Below are 15763 nucleotides of genomic sequence, written 5' to 3' on the forward strand. Positions count from 1 at the left end.
TATGTCGCTGGTGGTTCTCCCCTGGGTGGGGCGCGCCACCGTCAAAGTTGCAGAGGAGCAAGGTTATGGCCGACGTGCAGACACCCGTGATCAGGACCGACATCCCCCACTCCGCGCGGATCTGGAACTACTGGATGGGCGGTAAGGACCACTACGAGATCGACAAGATCGCCGGCGACGCGGGACTGGCGGTCGACCCGGATATCTCGACCATGGCCGTGCAGTCCCGACAGTTCCTGATCAGGGCCGTCCGCTTTCTGGCGAAGGAACGCGGGATCAAGCAGTTCCTCGACATCGGCACCGGCCTGCCCACGATGCAGAACACCCACGAGGTCGCCCAGGGCGTCACCCCGGAGGCCAAAGTGGTCTACGTGGACAACGACCCGCTGGTGCTCACCCACGCGCGCGCACTGCTCACCAGCACCACCGACGAAGGCGTCACCACCTACATCGACGCCGACTTCCACAACCCCGAACAGATCGTCGCCGACGCGCGCAACGTGCTGAACTTCAACGAGCCGATCGCCGTGATGTTCATGGGAGTTCTCGGACACGCCCAAACCTACGACGACCTGCTGCGCATCGTGCACACCGTCATCGGCGCGGTGCCGTCGGGCAGCCACCTGATCTATTGGGACGGCACCGACGACAGCCAGGCCTACGTCACCCTGTGCGAGAACTACACCGGCACCGGCGGCACACCGTATGTCCCGCGCCCGCAGGCCCAGATCCGCGGCGTCTTCGACGGTCTGGAAGTAGTCGAACCGGGCGTCGTCTCGATCACCCAGTGGCGCCCGGAGACCACCGAGGTAGGCCAGGTCCTCCCGATTTCGGCCTACGGCGCGGTCGCCCGCAAACCCTGACCCACGCCGTGGACGGCAGCGGTCACCGCTGCCGTGCGAGCACAGCACTACGCCCCGTTCGACAGGTGCTCGAACGGGGCGTCGACGTTGTTCGGGGTACCACTGAGCGGCGGTTCACCTGCGGATTCGGACGACTCCACGGGAGCAGATAAGGTGCTACAGGGAGTTACAGCTAGTTTTCTCCCGCCGTCTCGACGTTCCGGAGAATTACATGGGCCCCCTGTCGGTTGCACTGCGCAACGTGGTCGCGCTCTTCGGTGACGGTGTCGAGCCGTACGCGCCGACGCCGTCGGACATCGTCTACGACCAACCGCACCGCAGGCTGCTGCGCTACCGCCGTTCCACCCCCGCCACCGGTGATCCCGTGCTGCTCGTGCCGCCGCTGGCGGTGACGATTTCCTGCTACGACATGCGGCCCAGCCAGAGCCTGGTCCGATTCCTGCTCGACCTGGGGCGCGAGGTCTATGTACTCGACTACGGCGAGATCACCTACGCGGACCGCGATCTCGGCTTCGAGGAGTGGGTCGACGACATCGTGCCGACGGCGATCGAGGCGGTCAGCGCGGACAACGAGCACTCCCCCGTCGAGCTGATCGGCTGGTCGTTCGGCGGCACCATCAGCGTGCTCACAGCCGCCGGGCACGCCGACCTGCCGATCGGGTCGGTCACCGCGGTGGGAACCCCGTTCGATCAGCGCCGCAACGGCCAGATCTCGTTGGCCCGCAGGCTCGGACAGCTCACCGGCGGTCGCGAGGTCACCCTGCCCGTGCGCGTGGCCGGTGGCGTACCGAAGTACGGGGTGCGGGCCGGTTTCCGGATCCAGTCGATCGACCGCGAGCTCACCAAGCCCTGGTACATCGCCCGCAATATCGCCGACACCGAAGCGCTGGCCCGCATGCAATCAGTAGATCGGTTCATGGACACCATGCCCGGCTACCCGGGCCGGTTCTATCGCCAGGCCTACCGGCAACTGATCATCCGCAACGAAATGTTCAAGGGCACCGTACATCTGGGCCCGCATCGCACGATCGATCTGGCCGGACTCACTGCGCCGACGCAGCTGATCGGCGGTACCAAGGACGCGCTGGCCTCGTCGGCGTCCGTCGCGGCGGGCACCGGGGTCCTCACCGGCGCGTCGGAGGTTCGCTTCACCGAGGTCCCGGGAAGCCATCTCGGCATCATCGCGGGGCCGACCGCCCGCGAGACCACCTGGGCGACGATCGCGGACTTCCTCGACAGCGTGCGGTTGTCCACCCGGACACCCTCGCCCACCCACTGACCGACCGACGAACCGGGTCGGCGAGCAGCCGCGTTCACCGGGACGCACCACCTACGGCGCGGACATCACGCGCTGCGCATGGCCCGGTAGACGGCCGAGCCGACAAAGGCACCGAGGTCATCGGGATTCCACTCGTCCTGGTGGCCGAACAGGGTTCGGACCGCGCTTTCGGCGGCCGACACCCACAACTCCACCAGTGCGGGCAATTTGCGCTCGGCGTCGTCGATTCCCCAGGCCTGCAAGGTCGGACGTAGCAACGCCGTGCAGCGCTCGACAGCCAGGCGTCGACCTCGCCCGAAGGAACCGGCGACCGCGGGGTCGGGGTTGCCGTAGATCAGTCGCCAGGCGTCGGGCCGCTCGGCCGCCTTGTTGAGCAGCGTGCGGAAGCCCTCGACGAACACCGTCTCGTCGGCATCGGTCGCGCGCGGTGGCAGCACGTCGAGGACCCCGGAGATCAGATAGCTCTCCTCGCGCTGGATCAGCGCGTCGATCAGTTCGACCCGATCAGGGAAACACGCATAGATCACCGGGCGGGTGACCTTCATATAGTCGGCGACCGCGCCCATCGTGACCGCGGCGACGCCGTCGTCGGCGGCGATGGCCAGCGCCGCGTCGAGTACCTGTGGTCTGCGCCGCTCGGGGCCGAGGTGCGCGGCCCGCCCTCGCCGCTGCACTGCCGTCTCGCTACCCATGCGCCCACAATAGCAACCCACCCGGCATTCCTACACTATTGTACGAAAATGCTACAGTGGCGAATGAAGCGTCCGACCGTGCAGGACGCCCCGCAGGAGGAGCGACGATGCCCCAGGATTTCTTCAACCCGAACACCGCCGACTTCGCGCAGTTCGATCCGGACACGCGCAGGCTGTTGCGCGCGATGGTCGACTGGTTCGAGACTCGCGGCAAGACTCAACTGCTCGATGACGATCGGTCCCGTGTCTGGCCTGCGGAGTTCCTCGATTTCGCGAAGAAGGAGCGCCTGTTCGCCACCTTCCTCACCCCGGCGGCCGAGGCGGGCGGTGACCCGAACAAGCGCTGGGACACCGCGCGCAACGCCATGCTGAGCCAGATCTTCGGCTTCTACGGCATGACCTACTGGTACGTCTGGCAGGTCACCATCCTCGGCCTCGGCCCGATCTGGCAGAGCAGCAACAGCGCGGCCAAGAAGAAGGCGGCGGCCCAGCTCGAATCCGGCGAGATCTTCGCGTTCGGGCTGTCGGAGAAGGAACACGGCGCCGACGTGTACTCCACCGACATGATCGTCGACCCGCAGCCCGACGGTGGCTACACCGCGACCGGCGGCAAGTACTACATCGGCAACGGCAACCTGGCCTCGATGGTCTCGGTCTTCGGCCGTCGGTCGGACAAGCCGATCATCGACAGCGCCGCGGCGTTGCGGGGCAAGCCGACTCAGGAGGATTACGAGGGGTATCTCTTCTTTGTCGCCGACTCCCAGCACGACGCGTACAAGCTGCGCAAGAATGTCGTCAACAGCCAGATCTATGTCGCGGCTTTCGATCTCGAGAACTACCCCGTCGCCGAGGAGGACATCCTCCACCGCGGCGAGGACGCGTTCCACGCGGCGATGAACACGGTCAACGTCGGCAAGTTCAACCTCGGCTTCGGCGCGGTCGGCGCGTGTGAGCATTCCTTCTACGAGGCGATCGACCACGCCGAGAACCGGATCCTGTTCGGGCACAGGGTCACCGAGTTCCCGCAGGTTCGCGCGCTGATCACCGATTCCTACGCGCGCATCGCCGCGATGAAGCTCTACAGCGCACGCGCGGTGGACTACATGCGTTCGGCATCGCCGGACGATCGTCGCTACCTGCTGTTCAACGCCATCGAGAAGATGTCGGTGACCCGGCAGGGCCAGCGCGTCATCGAAGACCTCGCCGATGTGATCGCCGCGCGCGGGTTCGAGAACGACATGTACTTCCCGGTCGCGATGACGGCCATGTTCGGCCTCCCGCGACTCGAGGGCACCGTCCACGTCAACATGGCGCTGTCACTGAAGTTCATGGCCAACTACATGTTCCACCCCGCCGATGCCGGCCTGGCCGCGATGCAGTCACTGCCGGGCGCCTCGATGGCGTCCAAGGGGGCCACCCGCGCGGTCGCCGGTGCGCTGACCTGGTCCAGTCGCAAGATCACCCCGCGCCTCGGCGCGGTCGTGAAGCCGCTGCGGGCCGAATTCGCCAGTGCCGCCTACGCTCCGGTGCCGTCGCGCCACGACACCGCCGACGACGAGTTCCTGTTCCGGCAGGGCCCCAGTAGCGGCCTGGGTCGCATCCGCTTCGCCGACTGGCGCCCGGTCTTCGAGAGCTTCGGCGACATTCCGAACGTGGCGGTGTTCCTCGAACAGGTACTGGCGCTGCAGGCACTGCTGGCGGTGGCCTCACCGACGGCCTCGCAGCAGCAGGACGTGGACTTCTTGTTCGCGTTCGGTGAGCTGTTCACCGCCGTGCCCTACGCGCAGCTGGTGCTGGAGCAAGCGGTCATCGACGGCACCGATCCGGCGGTGATCGATCAGATCTTCGACGGCTTCGTGCGCGCCTTCTCCGCCAACGCGCTCAACCTGCACAACAAGCCGACCGCTACCCCCACTCAGCAGCGCCGGGCCCTCGACCTGGTGCGACGGCCGGTCTTCGACCAGGCTCGTTTCGAGCGTGTGCTCGGCAAAGCGCGCGCGCTGGCCGGAACGTACGAGATGAAGGCCTGACCCGGCAACCGGAGTCAGTCGAGCGGCGGCGCGGTTTCGGTGATGGTGGCCAGCGTCGCCGCCACCGACATATCGGGCTTGATGACCACGCCCTTCTCCCGGAGAAAGCCGTCGAACAACTGGACGACGGCATTGGTCGTCCGATCGACGAACAATGCCGTCGGTTCCGGAAGCGGGACAGGATCGGTGTCGAGCCAGAGATCGGTGACGGCCATGACGAAACCGACGATGCCGCGCAGCAGATGATCGATACCGTCGGTATCGAGCGCGACCGAGGACAGCACACTGCGGCTGCGCTCGGCGAGATCGTGCGAGAGGCGACGACCGATGTCCAACGGCCGGGCAGACGGATCGGCGCTCGACACGCTCTGGGTGAGCACGAGAAAACGGAACACGTCGGGATGCTCGGCGATGACCCCGGCGTAGGCGGTGAGGAACCGATGGATCGTGGCCCGTGGCGGCTGCATGATCAGCGAAAGATCCGGCGCGACGGCGGCGTAGACCTGCGCGACGAGCCAATCCGACACCGCGCCGTCGAGTTCGGATTTGTCGGCGAACATCCGGTACAGACGCGGTTTGGCCACGCCCATCTCCCGGGCCAGCGTTTCCATGCTCACCTGGGGTCCGTCGCGGTCGATGCACCGCACCGCACCCGCGATGACTTGTTCGCGGGTGAGCAACCGTACTGGCGACCGGCGCACCGGCCTCGACGATGTAGTCACTGTTCTCCCTGATCCGCCCTTCGCGTACGGCCAGGATAGCGGCGTGCGGCGACGGCTCCGCCGCCCTGTCGCGGGCAGTCTCGGCAGTCTTGTTGACAGCGGGCCGCGAGATCCTCAAGATATTCCCGATACCCCGCGTACCGCATATCGGTACCGTCGGTACTATCGATTGTGCGCGGAGCAACGAAGCCCCGTGCGGAAGGAGTCTCGTATGACGCGCGAAACCGGCACCGACAATCCCGGGGCAGCGTCATCCAGATCGCATCTGGTGCGCAACGGCGACATATCGCTCGCTGTCTACGAATTCGGTCCCGAAGACGGCATTCCGGTGGTCCTGGTCCACGGGTGGCCCGATACCCATCACCTGTGGGACGGCGTCGTGCCGCTGCTGTCGGGCAAATATCGCGTGATCTCCTACGACACTCGCGGGTACGGCCGATCCAGCGCGCCGACCGAGGTATCGGCCTACGAGCTGAACCGTCTCGCGACCGACTTCTTCGCCGTGGTGGAGGCTGTCAGCCCCACCGAACCCGTGCACGTCGTGGCCCACGACTGGGGCTCGGTCCAGGTCTGGGAAGCGGTGTGTGAGCCGGGCGCGGACCAGTACGTGGCGTCGTTCACCTCGATCTCGGGCCCAAACCTCGACCACCTGGCCACCTGGATGCGCCGTGGCGTGCTGTCGGGTACGCCGCGCGGCATCTGGGGCACGCTCAGCCAGTGCCTGTCGTCGGCCTACACCACCTTCTTCATGCTGCCGATCCTGCCGGGCCTGTTCTTCCGGCTCGTGGGCACCGAGAAGAGCTGGAAGTTGTTCCTTCGCGTGATCGAGGGCACCCCCGCCGAGCAGATCTCGCTGGCTCCGACCCTGAAACAGGACATGATCTCGGGGCTGCGCTTCTACAAGGCCAACATCATCGCCCGCATGTTCGGGCCACGGGAACGACGCACCACCGTTCCGGTGCAGTTGCTCGTGAACACCCGTGACATCGCCGTGCGCCCCGCGGGCTACGACGACACCGCGAAGTGGGCCGATCAGGTCGTGCGACACGACCTGTCGCGCGGGCACTGGCTGCCCTACTCCGACCCCGCCGCGATCGCCGGATACGCCGACGCGTTCATCCAGGCTCAGCCCAAGTAACGACGAATGAGAGAAAAGCCAATGCTCGATTTCGACATCGTCATTACCGACGGTCGCTGGTTCGACGGCACCGGAGCCGCGTCCGCACAGCGCACTATCGGCATCCGCGACGGCATCGTCGAGGCCGTCTCGGTGGACCCGCTGCCGATCGGCGCCGACACCGAGGTGATCGACGCCGCGGGCAAATGGGTGCTGCCCGGCTTCGTCGACGTCCACACCCACTACGACGCCGAAATGCTGATCAAGCCCGAATTATCGGAGTCGCTGCGCCACGGCGTCACCACTGTCGTCGTCGGCAACTGCTCGCTGTCGACGGTCCTGGCCTCCAACGCCGACTGCGCGGATCTGTTCAGTCGCGTCGAGGCCGTGCCCCGCGACGCGGTGCACGGCGCCCTCGACAAGCACCGCACCTGGTCGGATCCGGGCGAGTACGCCAAGGCGCTCGACGCGTTGCCGTTGGGTCCCAACGTCGCCGCGTTCCTCGGACACTCCGATCTGCGCACGCATGTGCTCGGGCTCGGCCGCGCGGTCACCCGCGATACCAAACCCACCGCCGCCGAGATCGAGCAGATGACCGCCCTGCTCGACGCGGCGGTCGACGCCGGCTTCCTCGGGCTGTCGTCGATGACGAACAAGCTCGACAAGATCGACGGCGACGAATACCGGTCGCGGTCGCTGCCGTCGACCTACACCCGCGGCAAAGAGGTGCGCGCGCTCAACAAGGTGTTACGCAAGCGGGACCGGGTGCTGCAGAGCGCCCCGACGGTCAGCCTGAGCCCCAACATCGCCAAGTTCTTCCTCGCCAGCGCCGGCATCGGCCGACCCCGGCTGCGCACCTCGCTGCTGTCGGCGGCCGACTCCAAGGCTTACCCGCCGCTGGTGTGGTTCATGCTCTACGCCGCGCCGCTGCTGAATCGCTTCGCCCGCACCAACTTCCGGTGGCAGCATCTGCCCGTACCGTTCACCGTCTACGCCGACGGTATCGACCTGGTGGTGTTCGAGGAGTTCGGCGCCGGCGCCGCGGCCCTGCACCTCAAGGATCAGGTCGAACGCAACGAGCTGCTGCAGAGTGAGCCGTACCGTCGCTGGTTCCGCAAGCAGTACGACAACAAGTTCACCCCTCGCATCTGGCACCGCAACTTCTTCGACGCCGAGATCATCGCCTGCCCCGACGAGTCGGTGGTCGGCAAGTCGATCGGCCAGGTCGGCAAGGACCGTGGCCTGCACCCGGTCGACGCCTACCTCGACATGGTTGTCGAATACGGCCCGGCGCTGCGGTGGCGCACGACGATCGCCAACGATCGCCCCGACTACCTGAACAAGCTCGCCGCGAGCCCGGGCGTGCAGATGGGATTCGGCGACGCGGGCGCGCACCTGCGCAACATGTCGTTCTACAACTTCCCGCTACGTCTGCTCGAAAGAGTGCTGCGCGCCCAGGAATCCGGCAAGCCGTTCCTGAGCCTGGAACGTGCCGTCCACCGCCTCACCGGCGAGCTCGCCGACTGGTATCAGATCGACGCCGGTCACCTGCGCGAAGGCGCTCGCGCCGACCTGGTCGTCATCGACCCGGCCGGACTCGACGAGGAGGTACACCAGCTCCACGAAGCGCCGCTGCCCGAATTCGGCCTGGACCGGATGGTCAACCGCAACGACCGCGCCGTCGTCGCGACCGTCGTCAACGGCCGCCGAGTCTTCGGCGCGGGCGAAGTAGCGCCCGGAATCGGCGCGGACTGGGGAACCGGGCGGTTCCTGCGCGCAGGACATGCCGACTCCGCTCCCCAGGCACAGGAGACCCGATGAAACTCCCGAACCGGCGTGCGGCCAAGACCCCGCGCACACCTGATGTCGCCCTGCAGGCACGCAATGTGAAGTTCGACTGGACCTCGGCACCACTGCACTGGATGCCGTCCGAGCCGATCGCCTCGCACGTGGTGAACTCGCTGAACCTGCTGCTGCCCGAGGGCGAGCGGATGTTCTGCGCCACCTACCGCGACGCACTCCCCTACGTGCGGGATGCGAAGGTGCGCGAGGCGATGCTCGGGTTCATCGGCCAGGAGTCGATGCACGCCGAAACCCACGCCAAGGTGCTCGATCAGGTTTTCGCCGCCCACCACATCGACACCGCGCCCTACACCCGCCAGATGGAGTACGTCTTCCGCAACTCGCTCGGCGCCCGCGAAGGCAGCCCGCAAGCGGCCCAGACCCGCCTGGTCGAACGGTTGACGTTCATCGCCAGCCTCGAGCACTTCTTCGCCTGGCTCGGTGACTGGATCCTCAACGCCGACTTGGAATCCCACGGCGCCGAACCACGCGTGCTCGATCTGTTCCGCTGGCACGGCGCCGAGGAAGTCGAGCATCGCAGCGTCGCCCACGATGTCGCGATCTACTTCGGGGCCGGGTACATCCGGCGGGCGGGAATCATGCTGCTCGTCATCCCGATCCTGCTCAGCTTGCTCGTGCGCGGCACGAAGTACCTGGTCAATCAGGATCCGGAGCTGCCGAATATCGGCTACCCGCAGCTGATCTGGAAGATTCTGGGAGCGATGCGGCGGGGCGCGCTGCCGGGCATTCCGGCCCTGCTGATCAGTGCCGGGTCCACGTTCAACCCCCGCTACGACCCGGCGAATGTGGGCTCCACCGAACAGGCGATCGCCTATCTGGCCAAGTCGCCGGCAGCCAGGGCGGCGGACCGGTGACCGTCTACCCCGCACCCACGGTGATCCCGCCTGACCTGTACGGCAAACACGAGCACGACCCGACGACCAGAGTGCTCGACACGGTCGCCAACCTGCGCGTGCGCTGGTCGACCTTGATCAACCGCCGCCCCCTGCTCACCAGGGCCGACGATGCCCGCTTCCCGGTGGTCGTCACCGACCGGGCGCTGGTGGCCGAGGACCAGGCCGTCCTCAGTCTCGGGCTGCGCGCACCCGATGGTGCTCAGCTGCCCCGGTGGGCACCGGGCGCGCACATCGACATCGAGCTCCCCTCCGGGCGCCTGCGGCAGTACTCGCTGTGTGGCGACCCGGCCGAAACCGGGGAGTACCGCATCGCGGTACGCCGCATTCCGCACGGTGGCGGCGGGTCGATCGAGATCCACGACGAGCTGACGGTCGGTACCGCGGTGGTGATCCGCGGGCCGCGCAACGCGTTCCCGTTCGCGCCCCCGGGGCGTGGCTCGTCGGCGAAACGCCTGCATTTCGTCGCGGGCGGCATCGGCATCACCCCGATCCTGGCGATGGCGCGGGCCGCCGACCGGCTAGGCATCGCCTGGACCCTGGTCTATTGCGGGCGAAGCCGCGACACCCTGCCCTTCCTCGACGAGCTCGCCGAACTCCGCGGACACGTGGTGGTGCGCACCGATGACGAGCACGGAACACCCGGTGCCGCAGATATTCTCGACGGCGTCGACCACGACACGGCGATCTACTGCTGTGGACCCACTCCGATGACGGCCGTCCTGATCGCCGCTGTGCGCACGATGCCCGGCATCGAGTTCCACTCCGAAAGGTTTTCTCCCGCACCGGTTGTCGATGGCACCGCGTTCGAGGTGGAGTTGACGAGCACGGGTGAGGTCATCGCCGTCGGCGCGGACCAGACCATGCTCGACGCACTACTGGCGGTGCGCCCCGACCAGCCCTACTCGTGTCGCCAGGGCTTCTGTCGCACCTGCGTCGTCCGCGTCACCGACGGCACCCCCGACCACCGCGACGGCGCGCTGACCCCCGAGGAACACGCCGCCGGAGTGACGCTGGCCTGCGTCTCCCGCTGCGCGGGAAAGCGCCTGGTTCTCGACCTCTGAGCCCGAGCACAGTTTTTCCCGTCTCATCCCCCACGGGGGCAATCGGCATCGAAGAACACCACTGTCCGCGTAGTGTGCGACGTGCAATACCGTTCGCACACAAGGAGTTTCCGTGGCGTCCTCTCTGATGAAGCGCTTGTCCGCGCTGTTCGGCGCGTCCTGCGCAGCCCTACTACTCGCGGTACCGGCGGCCGCGCCCGGCCATGCCGACCGGGCAGTTCTCGAAAGTCCGGCCGACGAATGCCCGACACCGCCGAACTACCCCGGCAACATCGGGTTCGATGGTCGGCACTACCGCGTTCACGTCCCGTCAGGCGTGCCGGCGGGGGCACCGCTCGTGGTCGCCATCCACGGTGGTTACGACTCACCCGAAGGCGTCGAGGCGGAGTGGGGGTGGAACGCCCTCGCCGATCAGCACAAGTTCATCGTCGTCTACCCCCGGGGTACCAAGAAGGAGTGCCAGACGGACGGCTCCCCTGGTTGGGGCTGGAACGCCGATGCGGCCGACGTCACGCATATCAAGAACGTCGTCAACGCGGTCGCCACGCAGTACGGGGTGAACCGCAGCCGGGTCCACCTCACCGGCCACTCCAACGGTGGCCAGATGGCCTCGCGCGCGGCCTGCACCGCACCGGAGGTGTTCGCTTCGGGCGCCGTGTACGCACCCGCGCCCCCGCCCACCGGCTGCAATCCCGCCCGCTCGGTCTCGTGGGGTGTGTTCGCCTCGGCGAGCGATCCCATCGTCCTCGAGCCCATCGCCTACGGCCACGTCATGTACTGGAGCTGGGAAAACCGTCCGTGCCAGAACGAGCAGCCCGGCGACGGCACCGACGTCAAGGACTCCAGGCACTGGGACTGCGAGTCCGGCACCGAGGTGCTGTGGCGGGTCTACAACGGCGGCAGCCATACCTGGCCGACGGGCGCGCGGCGCACCGAGATGATGAACCGGATGTGGCAGTTGTTCCAGGACAACCCGCGCCCGTAACGCCCCCGGTGCAAGGGCTGGTCGCCGCGCCCCGGCTCAGCCGACCAGCCCTTCCGGGTCCACCAGCAACCGCTTGAGCACCTTGCCGGTCTCGCCGCGCGGCAGCGCGTTGAGGAAGGTGACATCGCGCGGGACGGAGAAGCGGCTGAGGCGGTTTCGGACGTAGGTGCGCACCATGTCCGAGTCGAGCCCCGAGCCCTCGTTCTTGACCAGGAACGCGGCCAGTCGCTGGCCGAATTCGCGATCCGGCACGCCGACCACCGCGACATCGGTGACCTGCGGCAGATACGCCAAAGCTTCCTCGACCGGTCGAGGGAAGACGTTCTCGCCGCCGGAGATGATCATCTCGTCGTCGCGCCCCGCCACGAACAATCTGCCTTCGGCGTCGAGGTAACCGAGATCGCCGGTATCCATCATGCCGTCGGATTCCTCGGGTGGTGCGTCGCTGACGTAGCCGTCGAAGAGCATGTGGTTGCCGACGAAGATCCGCCCGACCACGCCGATCGGCACTGCTTTGTGCTCGGCATCGAGGATCGCGATCTTGGTACCCAGTGGCGGGCGTCCTGCGGTAGTGGGCGCGGCGCGCAGGTCGTCGGGCCCGGCCACGCTGGCCCAGGAGACCTCCGTGGAACCGTAGAGGTTGTAGAGGACATCGCCGTAGTCGTCGAGGAACCGGTCGACGGTGACGGCCGCCAGTGGTGCGCCGCAGCTGATCACATGCTGCAAGCTGCTCAGGTCGTACCGCTCGCGCACCTCGGCGGGCAGGTCGACCAGTCGCTGCACCATGGTGGGCACCGCGATGAGGGTGTTCACTCCGTGTTCGGTGATCCGGCGCAGGCATTCCTCGGCGTCGAAGCCCTGTGTCAGCACCACCGTGGCCCGCACCGCGGTGCTCAATTGCAGCGCCGACAACCCCCAGGTGTGAAACAGTGGCGCCGGGATCATCATGGTGCTGCCCGCGTGGATCGGGATCAGCGACAACAGCGCGACCAGAGTGTCGAAGCCCTTCGGGTGCGGGCGCCGCGCTCCCTTCGGGGTGCCGCTGGTGCCCGAGGTGAGCACGATCTGACGTCCCGGCACCGTCGGGACGGGAAACTTCGAGTCGCGGGTCGCGATGAGGTCTTCGATCGTGATCCGCGTCGGGTCGGTGGGGGCGTCGTCGGTGAAGAAGCGCGGCAGATCGGCGTGCAGGTATTGCACGAGATGAGCCAGATCGGTGTCGACGAACAACGCCGAAAGCCGGTGCCGCTGCACGATCTCCTCGATCCGCCGCCCCGAGAGTCCCGAGTTCAGCAGTGCGACGTCGACACCGAGCTTGCCCGCCGCGACCATGGATTCGACCATGCCGCAATGGTTTCCGGCCAGCAGGCCCACCGCGTCACCCGCACGCAGCCCCACCTCGTACATCGCGCCCGCCAACGCGGTGGTCCGCTTGTCGGTTTCGGCGAAGCTGGCGGTGCTGGTGTCGTCGATCAGCGCGATCTGGTCCGGGCTGTGCGCGGCGCCCGCGGCGTATCCGCCCGCCAGATTGAATCCCCACCGGTACAGCGACCGCAACTGCCTGGCCGAGGTCAGCGGCGGCGACACCTGACCCGAGTTCACCCACCAGCGCACGAGTTCGGATTTTCGCCGGATCGGCGCCCGGTTGCCATTGGCCACCACCGAGGTGCGGGCTCCACCCACGACATCGGCCGCGCGACGCAGACCGTCCTTGACCCATCCGACGATCACCGAGTTCGTGACGCCGGCCAGCGTGGGGTGTAGCCGCGGCGCGGCGAAGACGGTGACGCTCACCCTCGTGCGCTGCTCGTCCCCGGTGAGCCGGATCATGGCGAAACTGCCGGATTCGGGATTGTGCAGTTCGAAACTCTCGTACCAGCGCCCGATGGTCAGCACCAGCCCGGTGCGCCGCACGCCGACCGCCCTGTCCCCGATCCTGACCTCCCAGACGGTGCTCCCGTCGGGGTTCGACACCCGATCACAACCCCCGATCCCGGCCCACAACCGCGGGTAACTCTGCGGCTCGAGTAATACATCCCACAGCGCCCGGCGCGAGACGGAGAACTCCACGGACACATCGACGACATCACTCGGCATTGCTGCGCGCCTTCCTCGGCCCGGCCACACTGCCGGGTAGTGCCTGCTCGCCTCGGCCCCCGTGCCGCGACGGTGCCCGTCGTGAGGCACTGCACCAGAAGTCATCATCGGCCTGCCCGCGCGTGGGCGAACGAAATATCTACGGATTCTGGTGACCGAACGAACACAACCCCCGGCAACTGTGAGCGATGCCAATATCTCCCGGCAGCCGCCGGACGAGGCATTCACCGTGCGAACGGCACAATGGAGTCGATGAAACCTTGGCAGCGCGATCCCGGCACCGATGACAGCACCCTTGGCAACGGCGAAGGCGTCGGTATCGATGACCTGCGGGCCCTGCGGGAGCAGTTCGTCGACTTCATGCTCGGCTACAAGTTCGCGATCGACGAGGTGACGACCAAGATCAACATCTTACGTGAGGACTTCAACAACACCCACGAGTACAACCCCATCGAACACGTGGGGTCGCGGCTCAAGTCGCCCGAAAGCGTCCTCGAGAAGGTCCGTCGCAAGAATTACGCGATGAATCTGGCGGCGATCCGCGAGAACGTGCTCGATATCGCCGGGGTCAGGGTGGTGTGCAGCTTCATCTCCGATATCGGCACGATCAGGGACATGCTGGCCGGTCAGGAAGACATCACGGTCCTCGAGGAGCGCGACTACATCACCCACCGCAAGCCGAACGGCTACCAGAGCATGCACCTGATCGTGTCGATCCCGGTATTCCGTTCCGACCGCACCGAGCGGATTCCGGTCGAGATCCAGATCCGCACGATCGCGATGGACTTCTGGGCCAGCCTCGAGCACAAGATCTACTACAAGTACCGCGGCGAGGTCCCCCCGAACCTGCGTACCGACCTCGCCCAGGCCGCCGAGGTCGCCACCCAGCTCGACGAGAAGATGGAAGCGCTCCACCGCCAGGTCGACCGCAGCGCGCACCCGAAGCCGAAGCCGAACACGGACTCACTCGACCTCAGCGTGCTGTACAACAGCCTCACCGGCGGCCACCCCGTCTACCTCCGCCCCACCGATCCACCGGCCTGACATACACCGTGGTCGTCGCGTGTCATTGTGCGAGGGAACCGGCGCCGATCGCCAGATAGGCCGTCATCAGGATGAACAGGAACCAGCCCGCGCCCTGCCACACCCTCCAGCTCCGGTCCGCGCGCCACCGTTGATAGGTGTGGACGAACGCACCGATACCCCCGGCAAGCAAGATCAGGCCGGGACCGAACAGCACCGCGGTCTTGGCCGCGTCGTCGCACAGCCGGGTCTCGGCCGCCGCACACGCGCTCCTGTTCGCCGCCCAGACGGTGGCGATCGCACACACCACCGCGGCCGTCGCGATCACCGACAGGCCATAGATCACGGCTCGCCGAAAAGCCGGGTCCTCGGTCCCCTGATTCGCGCCGTCGTCAGGCAACGCTGGTACCTCCCATGACTCGGTCGGCGATCCTGTCTCCATCTGAGCACAGGATCGCCACCGTGCCCACCCGCCCGATCCTGTTTAGGTCCCGGCATCTGCGGTACCGCCACATTGACATCGCCTGCTGGGCGCCAGAGCCAGGAAGGAGCCGAAGATGACTGACCGGACGCTGACAGGACAGCGCGTCGCGATCCTCGCCACCGACGGGGTGGAGCAGGTCGAACTCGTCCGACCCCGCGCGGCGGTGGAAGACGCGGGCGCCGTCACGACGCTGGTATCCCTCGCTTCCGGCACCATCCAGGCGATGAACCACGATGTCGACAAGGGTGACACCTTCACCGTCGACGAGCTGGTCGCCGACGTGAGCCCGGCCGACTTCGACGCGCTCCTGCTCCCGGGCGGCACCACCAACCCCGACAAACTCCGCCAAGATCCCGCGGCGGTCCGCTTCGTCAAGGAATTCGTCGGCACCGGCAAACCGGTCGGCGTGATCTGCCACGGACCGTGGACGCTGGTCGAGGCCGACGCCGTGCGCGGCCGCACGCTCACCTCTTATCCCAGCGTGCGCACCGATATCCGCAATGCCGGTGGCACCGTTGTCGACGAGGAGGTCGTCGTCGACCGGGGCTTGGTCTCGAGCCGCAACCCCGACGATCTGCCCGCGTTCTGCGCCAAGATCGTCGAAGAGTTCGCCGAGGGACGCCACCCGGCCGCCACCTAGTCCTCGGCCGG

At 67.0% G+C, this 15763-nt stretch carries 14 protein-coding genes; 10 read left to right on the forward strand and 4 right to left on the reverse strand.

Features of this window, described 5'->3' with window-relative positions:
- Nucleotides 1-65: 65 nt before the first annotated feature.
- On the forward strand, nt 66-863 hold the full coding sequence (locus tag ASD42_RS23530; protein ID WP_056820642.1) for an SAM-dependent methyltransferase: 798 nt from the start codon (nt 66-68) through the stop codon (nt 861-863).
- 211 nt (nt 864-1074) lie between these two features.
- On the forward strand, nt 1075-2142 hold the full coding sequence (locus tag ASD42_RS23535) for an alpha/beta hydrolase (RefSeq protein ID WP_056820644.1): 1068 nt from the start codon (nt 1075-1077) through the stop codon (nt 2140-2142).
- Between the two features lie 65 nt (nt 2143-2207).
- On the opposite strand, the gene ASD42_RS23540 is transcribed toward ASD42_RS23535, so the two are convergent.
- Nucleotides 2208-2834, reverse strand: coding sequence for a TetR/AcrR family transcriptional regulator (locus tag ASD42_RS23540; RefSeq protein WP_056820646.1), 627 nt, complete (start codon nt 2832-2834; stop codon nt 2208-2210).
- 107 nt (nt 2835-2941) lie between these two features.
- Between ASD42_RS23540 and ASD42_RS23545 the strand changes: the two genes are divergently transcribed.
- Complete coding sequence (locus ASD42_RS23545) at nt 2942-4864, forward strand: acyl-CoA dehydrogenase family protein (RefSeq protein WP_056820648.1); 1923 nt, start codon at nt 2942-2944, stop codon at nt 4862-4864.
- Between the two features lie 14 nt (nt 4865-4878).
- On the opposite strand, the gene ASD42_RS23550 is transcribed toward ASD42_RS23545, so the two are convergent.
- Nucleotides 4879-5586 carry a TetR/AcrR family transcriptional regulator gene (locus ASD42_RS23550; RefSeq protein WP_063816068.1) on the reverse strand — a complete coding sequence of 236 codons (708 nt, stop codon included), beginning with the start codon at nt 5584-5586 and terminating at the stop codon, nt 4879-4881.
- A gap of 211 nt (nt 5587-5797) precedes the next feature.
- Between ASD42_RS23550 and ASD42_RS23555 the strand changes: the two genes are divergently transcribed.
- From ASD42_RS23555 to ASD42_RS23575, 5 genes are all read left to right on the forward strand, one after another.
- Nucleotides 5798-6724: an alpha/beta fold hydrolase gene (locus ASD42_RS23555; protein WP_056820652.1), complete on the forward strand. Its 927-nt coding sequence runs from the start codon at nt 5798-5800 to the stop codon at nt 6722-6724.
- 21 nt (nt 6725-6745) lie between these two features.
- Entirely contained in the window at nt 6746-8524 is a 1779-nt protein-coding gene (locus ASD42_RS23560) for an N-acyl-D-amino-acid deacylase family protein (RefSeq protein WP_056820653.1), read from the forward strand.
- The gene (locus ASD42_RS23565) at nt 8521-9420 is read left to right on the forward strand and encodes a metal-dependent hydrolase (protein ID WP_056820654.1); all 900 of its coding nucleotides are present in this window, start codon (nt 8521-8523) and stop codon (nt 9418-9420) included. Before ASD42_RS23560 ends, ASD42_RS23565 begins: the two co-directional genes overlap by 4 nt.
- Nucleotides 9417-10523 carry a PDR/VanB family oxidoreductase gene (locus ASD42_RS23570; protein ID WP_056820655.1) on the forward strand — a complete coding sequence of 369 codons (1107 nt, stop codon included), beginning with the start codon at nt 9417-9419 and terminating at the stop codon, nt 10521-10523. Before ASD42_RS23565 ends, ASD42_RS23570 begins: the two co-directional genes overlap by 4 nt.
- A gap of 112 nt (nt 10524-10635) precedes the next feature.
- Nucleotides 10636-11508, forward strand: a complete 873-nt coding sequence (locus ASD42_RS23575) for an alpha/beta hydrolase family esterase (protein WP_156677556.1) — start codon at nt 10636-10638, stop codon at nt 11506-11508.
- A gap of 36 nt (nt 11509-11544) precedes the next feature.
- Here ASD42_RS23575 and ASD42_RS23580 read toward each other — a convergent pair whose 3' ends face one another.
- Complete coding sequence (locus ASD42_RS23580; RefSeq protein WP_056820657.1) at nt 11545-13605, reverse strand: AMP-binding protein; 2061 nt, start codon at nt 13603-13605, stop codon at nt 11545-11547.
- A 252-nt stretch (nt 13606-13857) separates the two neighbouring features.
- On the opposite strand from ASD42_RS23580, the gene ASD42_RS23585 reads away from it, so the two are divergent.
- A complete protein-coding gene (locus tag ASD42_RS23585) occupies nt 13858-14649 on the forward strand; it encodes a GTP pyrophosphokinase (protein WP_235569800.1) in 792 nt (263 codons plus the stop codon).
- 22 nt (nt 14650-14671) lie between these two features.
- On the opposite strand, the gene ASD42_RS23590 is transcribed toward ASD42_RS23585, so the two are convergent.
- The gene (locus ASD42_RS23590; protein ID WP_084465393.1) at nt 14672-15070 is read right to left on the reverse strand and encodes a hypothetical protein; all 399 of its coding nucleotides are present in this window, start codon (nt 15068-15070) and stop codon (nt 14672-14674) included.
- A gap of 115 nt (nt 15071-15185) precedes the next feature.
- Between ASD42_RS23590 and ASD42_RS23595 the strand changes: the two genes are divergently transcribed.
- The gene (locus ASD42_RS23595) at nt 15186-15752 is read left to right on the forward strand and encodes a type 1 glutamine amidotransferase domain-containing protein (RefSeq protein ID WP_056820661.1); all 567 of its coding nucleotides are present in this window, start codon (nt 15186-15188) and stop codon (nt 15750-15752) included.
- Nucleotides 15753-15763 lie beyond the last annotated feature (11 nt).

The sequence above is a fragment of the Nocardia sp. Root136 genome, from assembly GCF_001427185.1.
Lineage (GTDB): Bacteria > Actinomycetota > Actinomycetes > Mycobacteriales > Mycobacteriaceae > Nocardia > Nocardia salmonicida.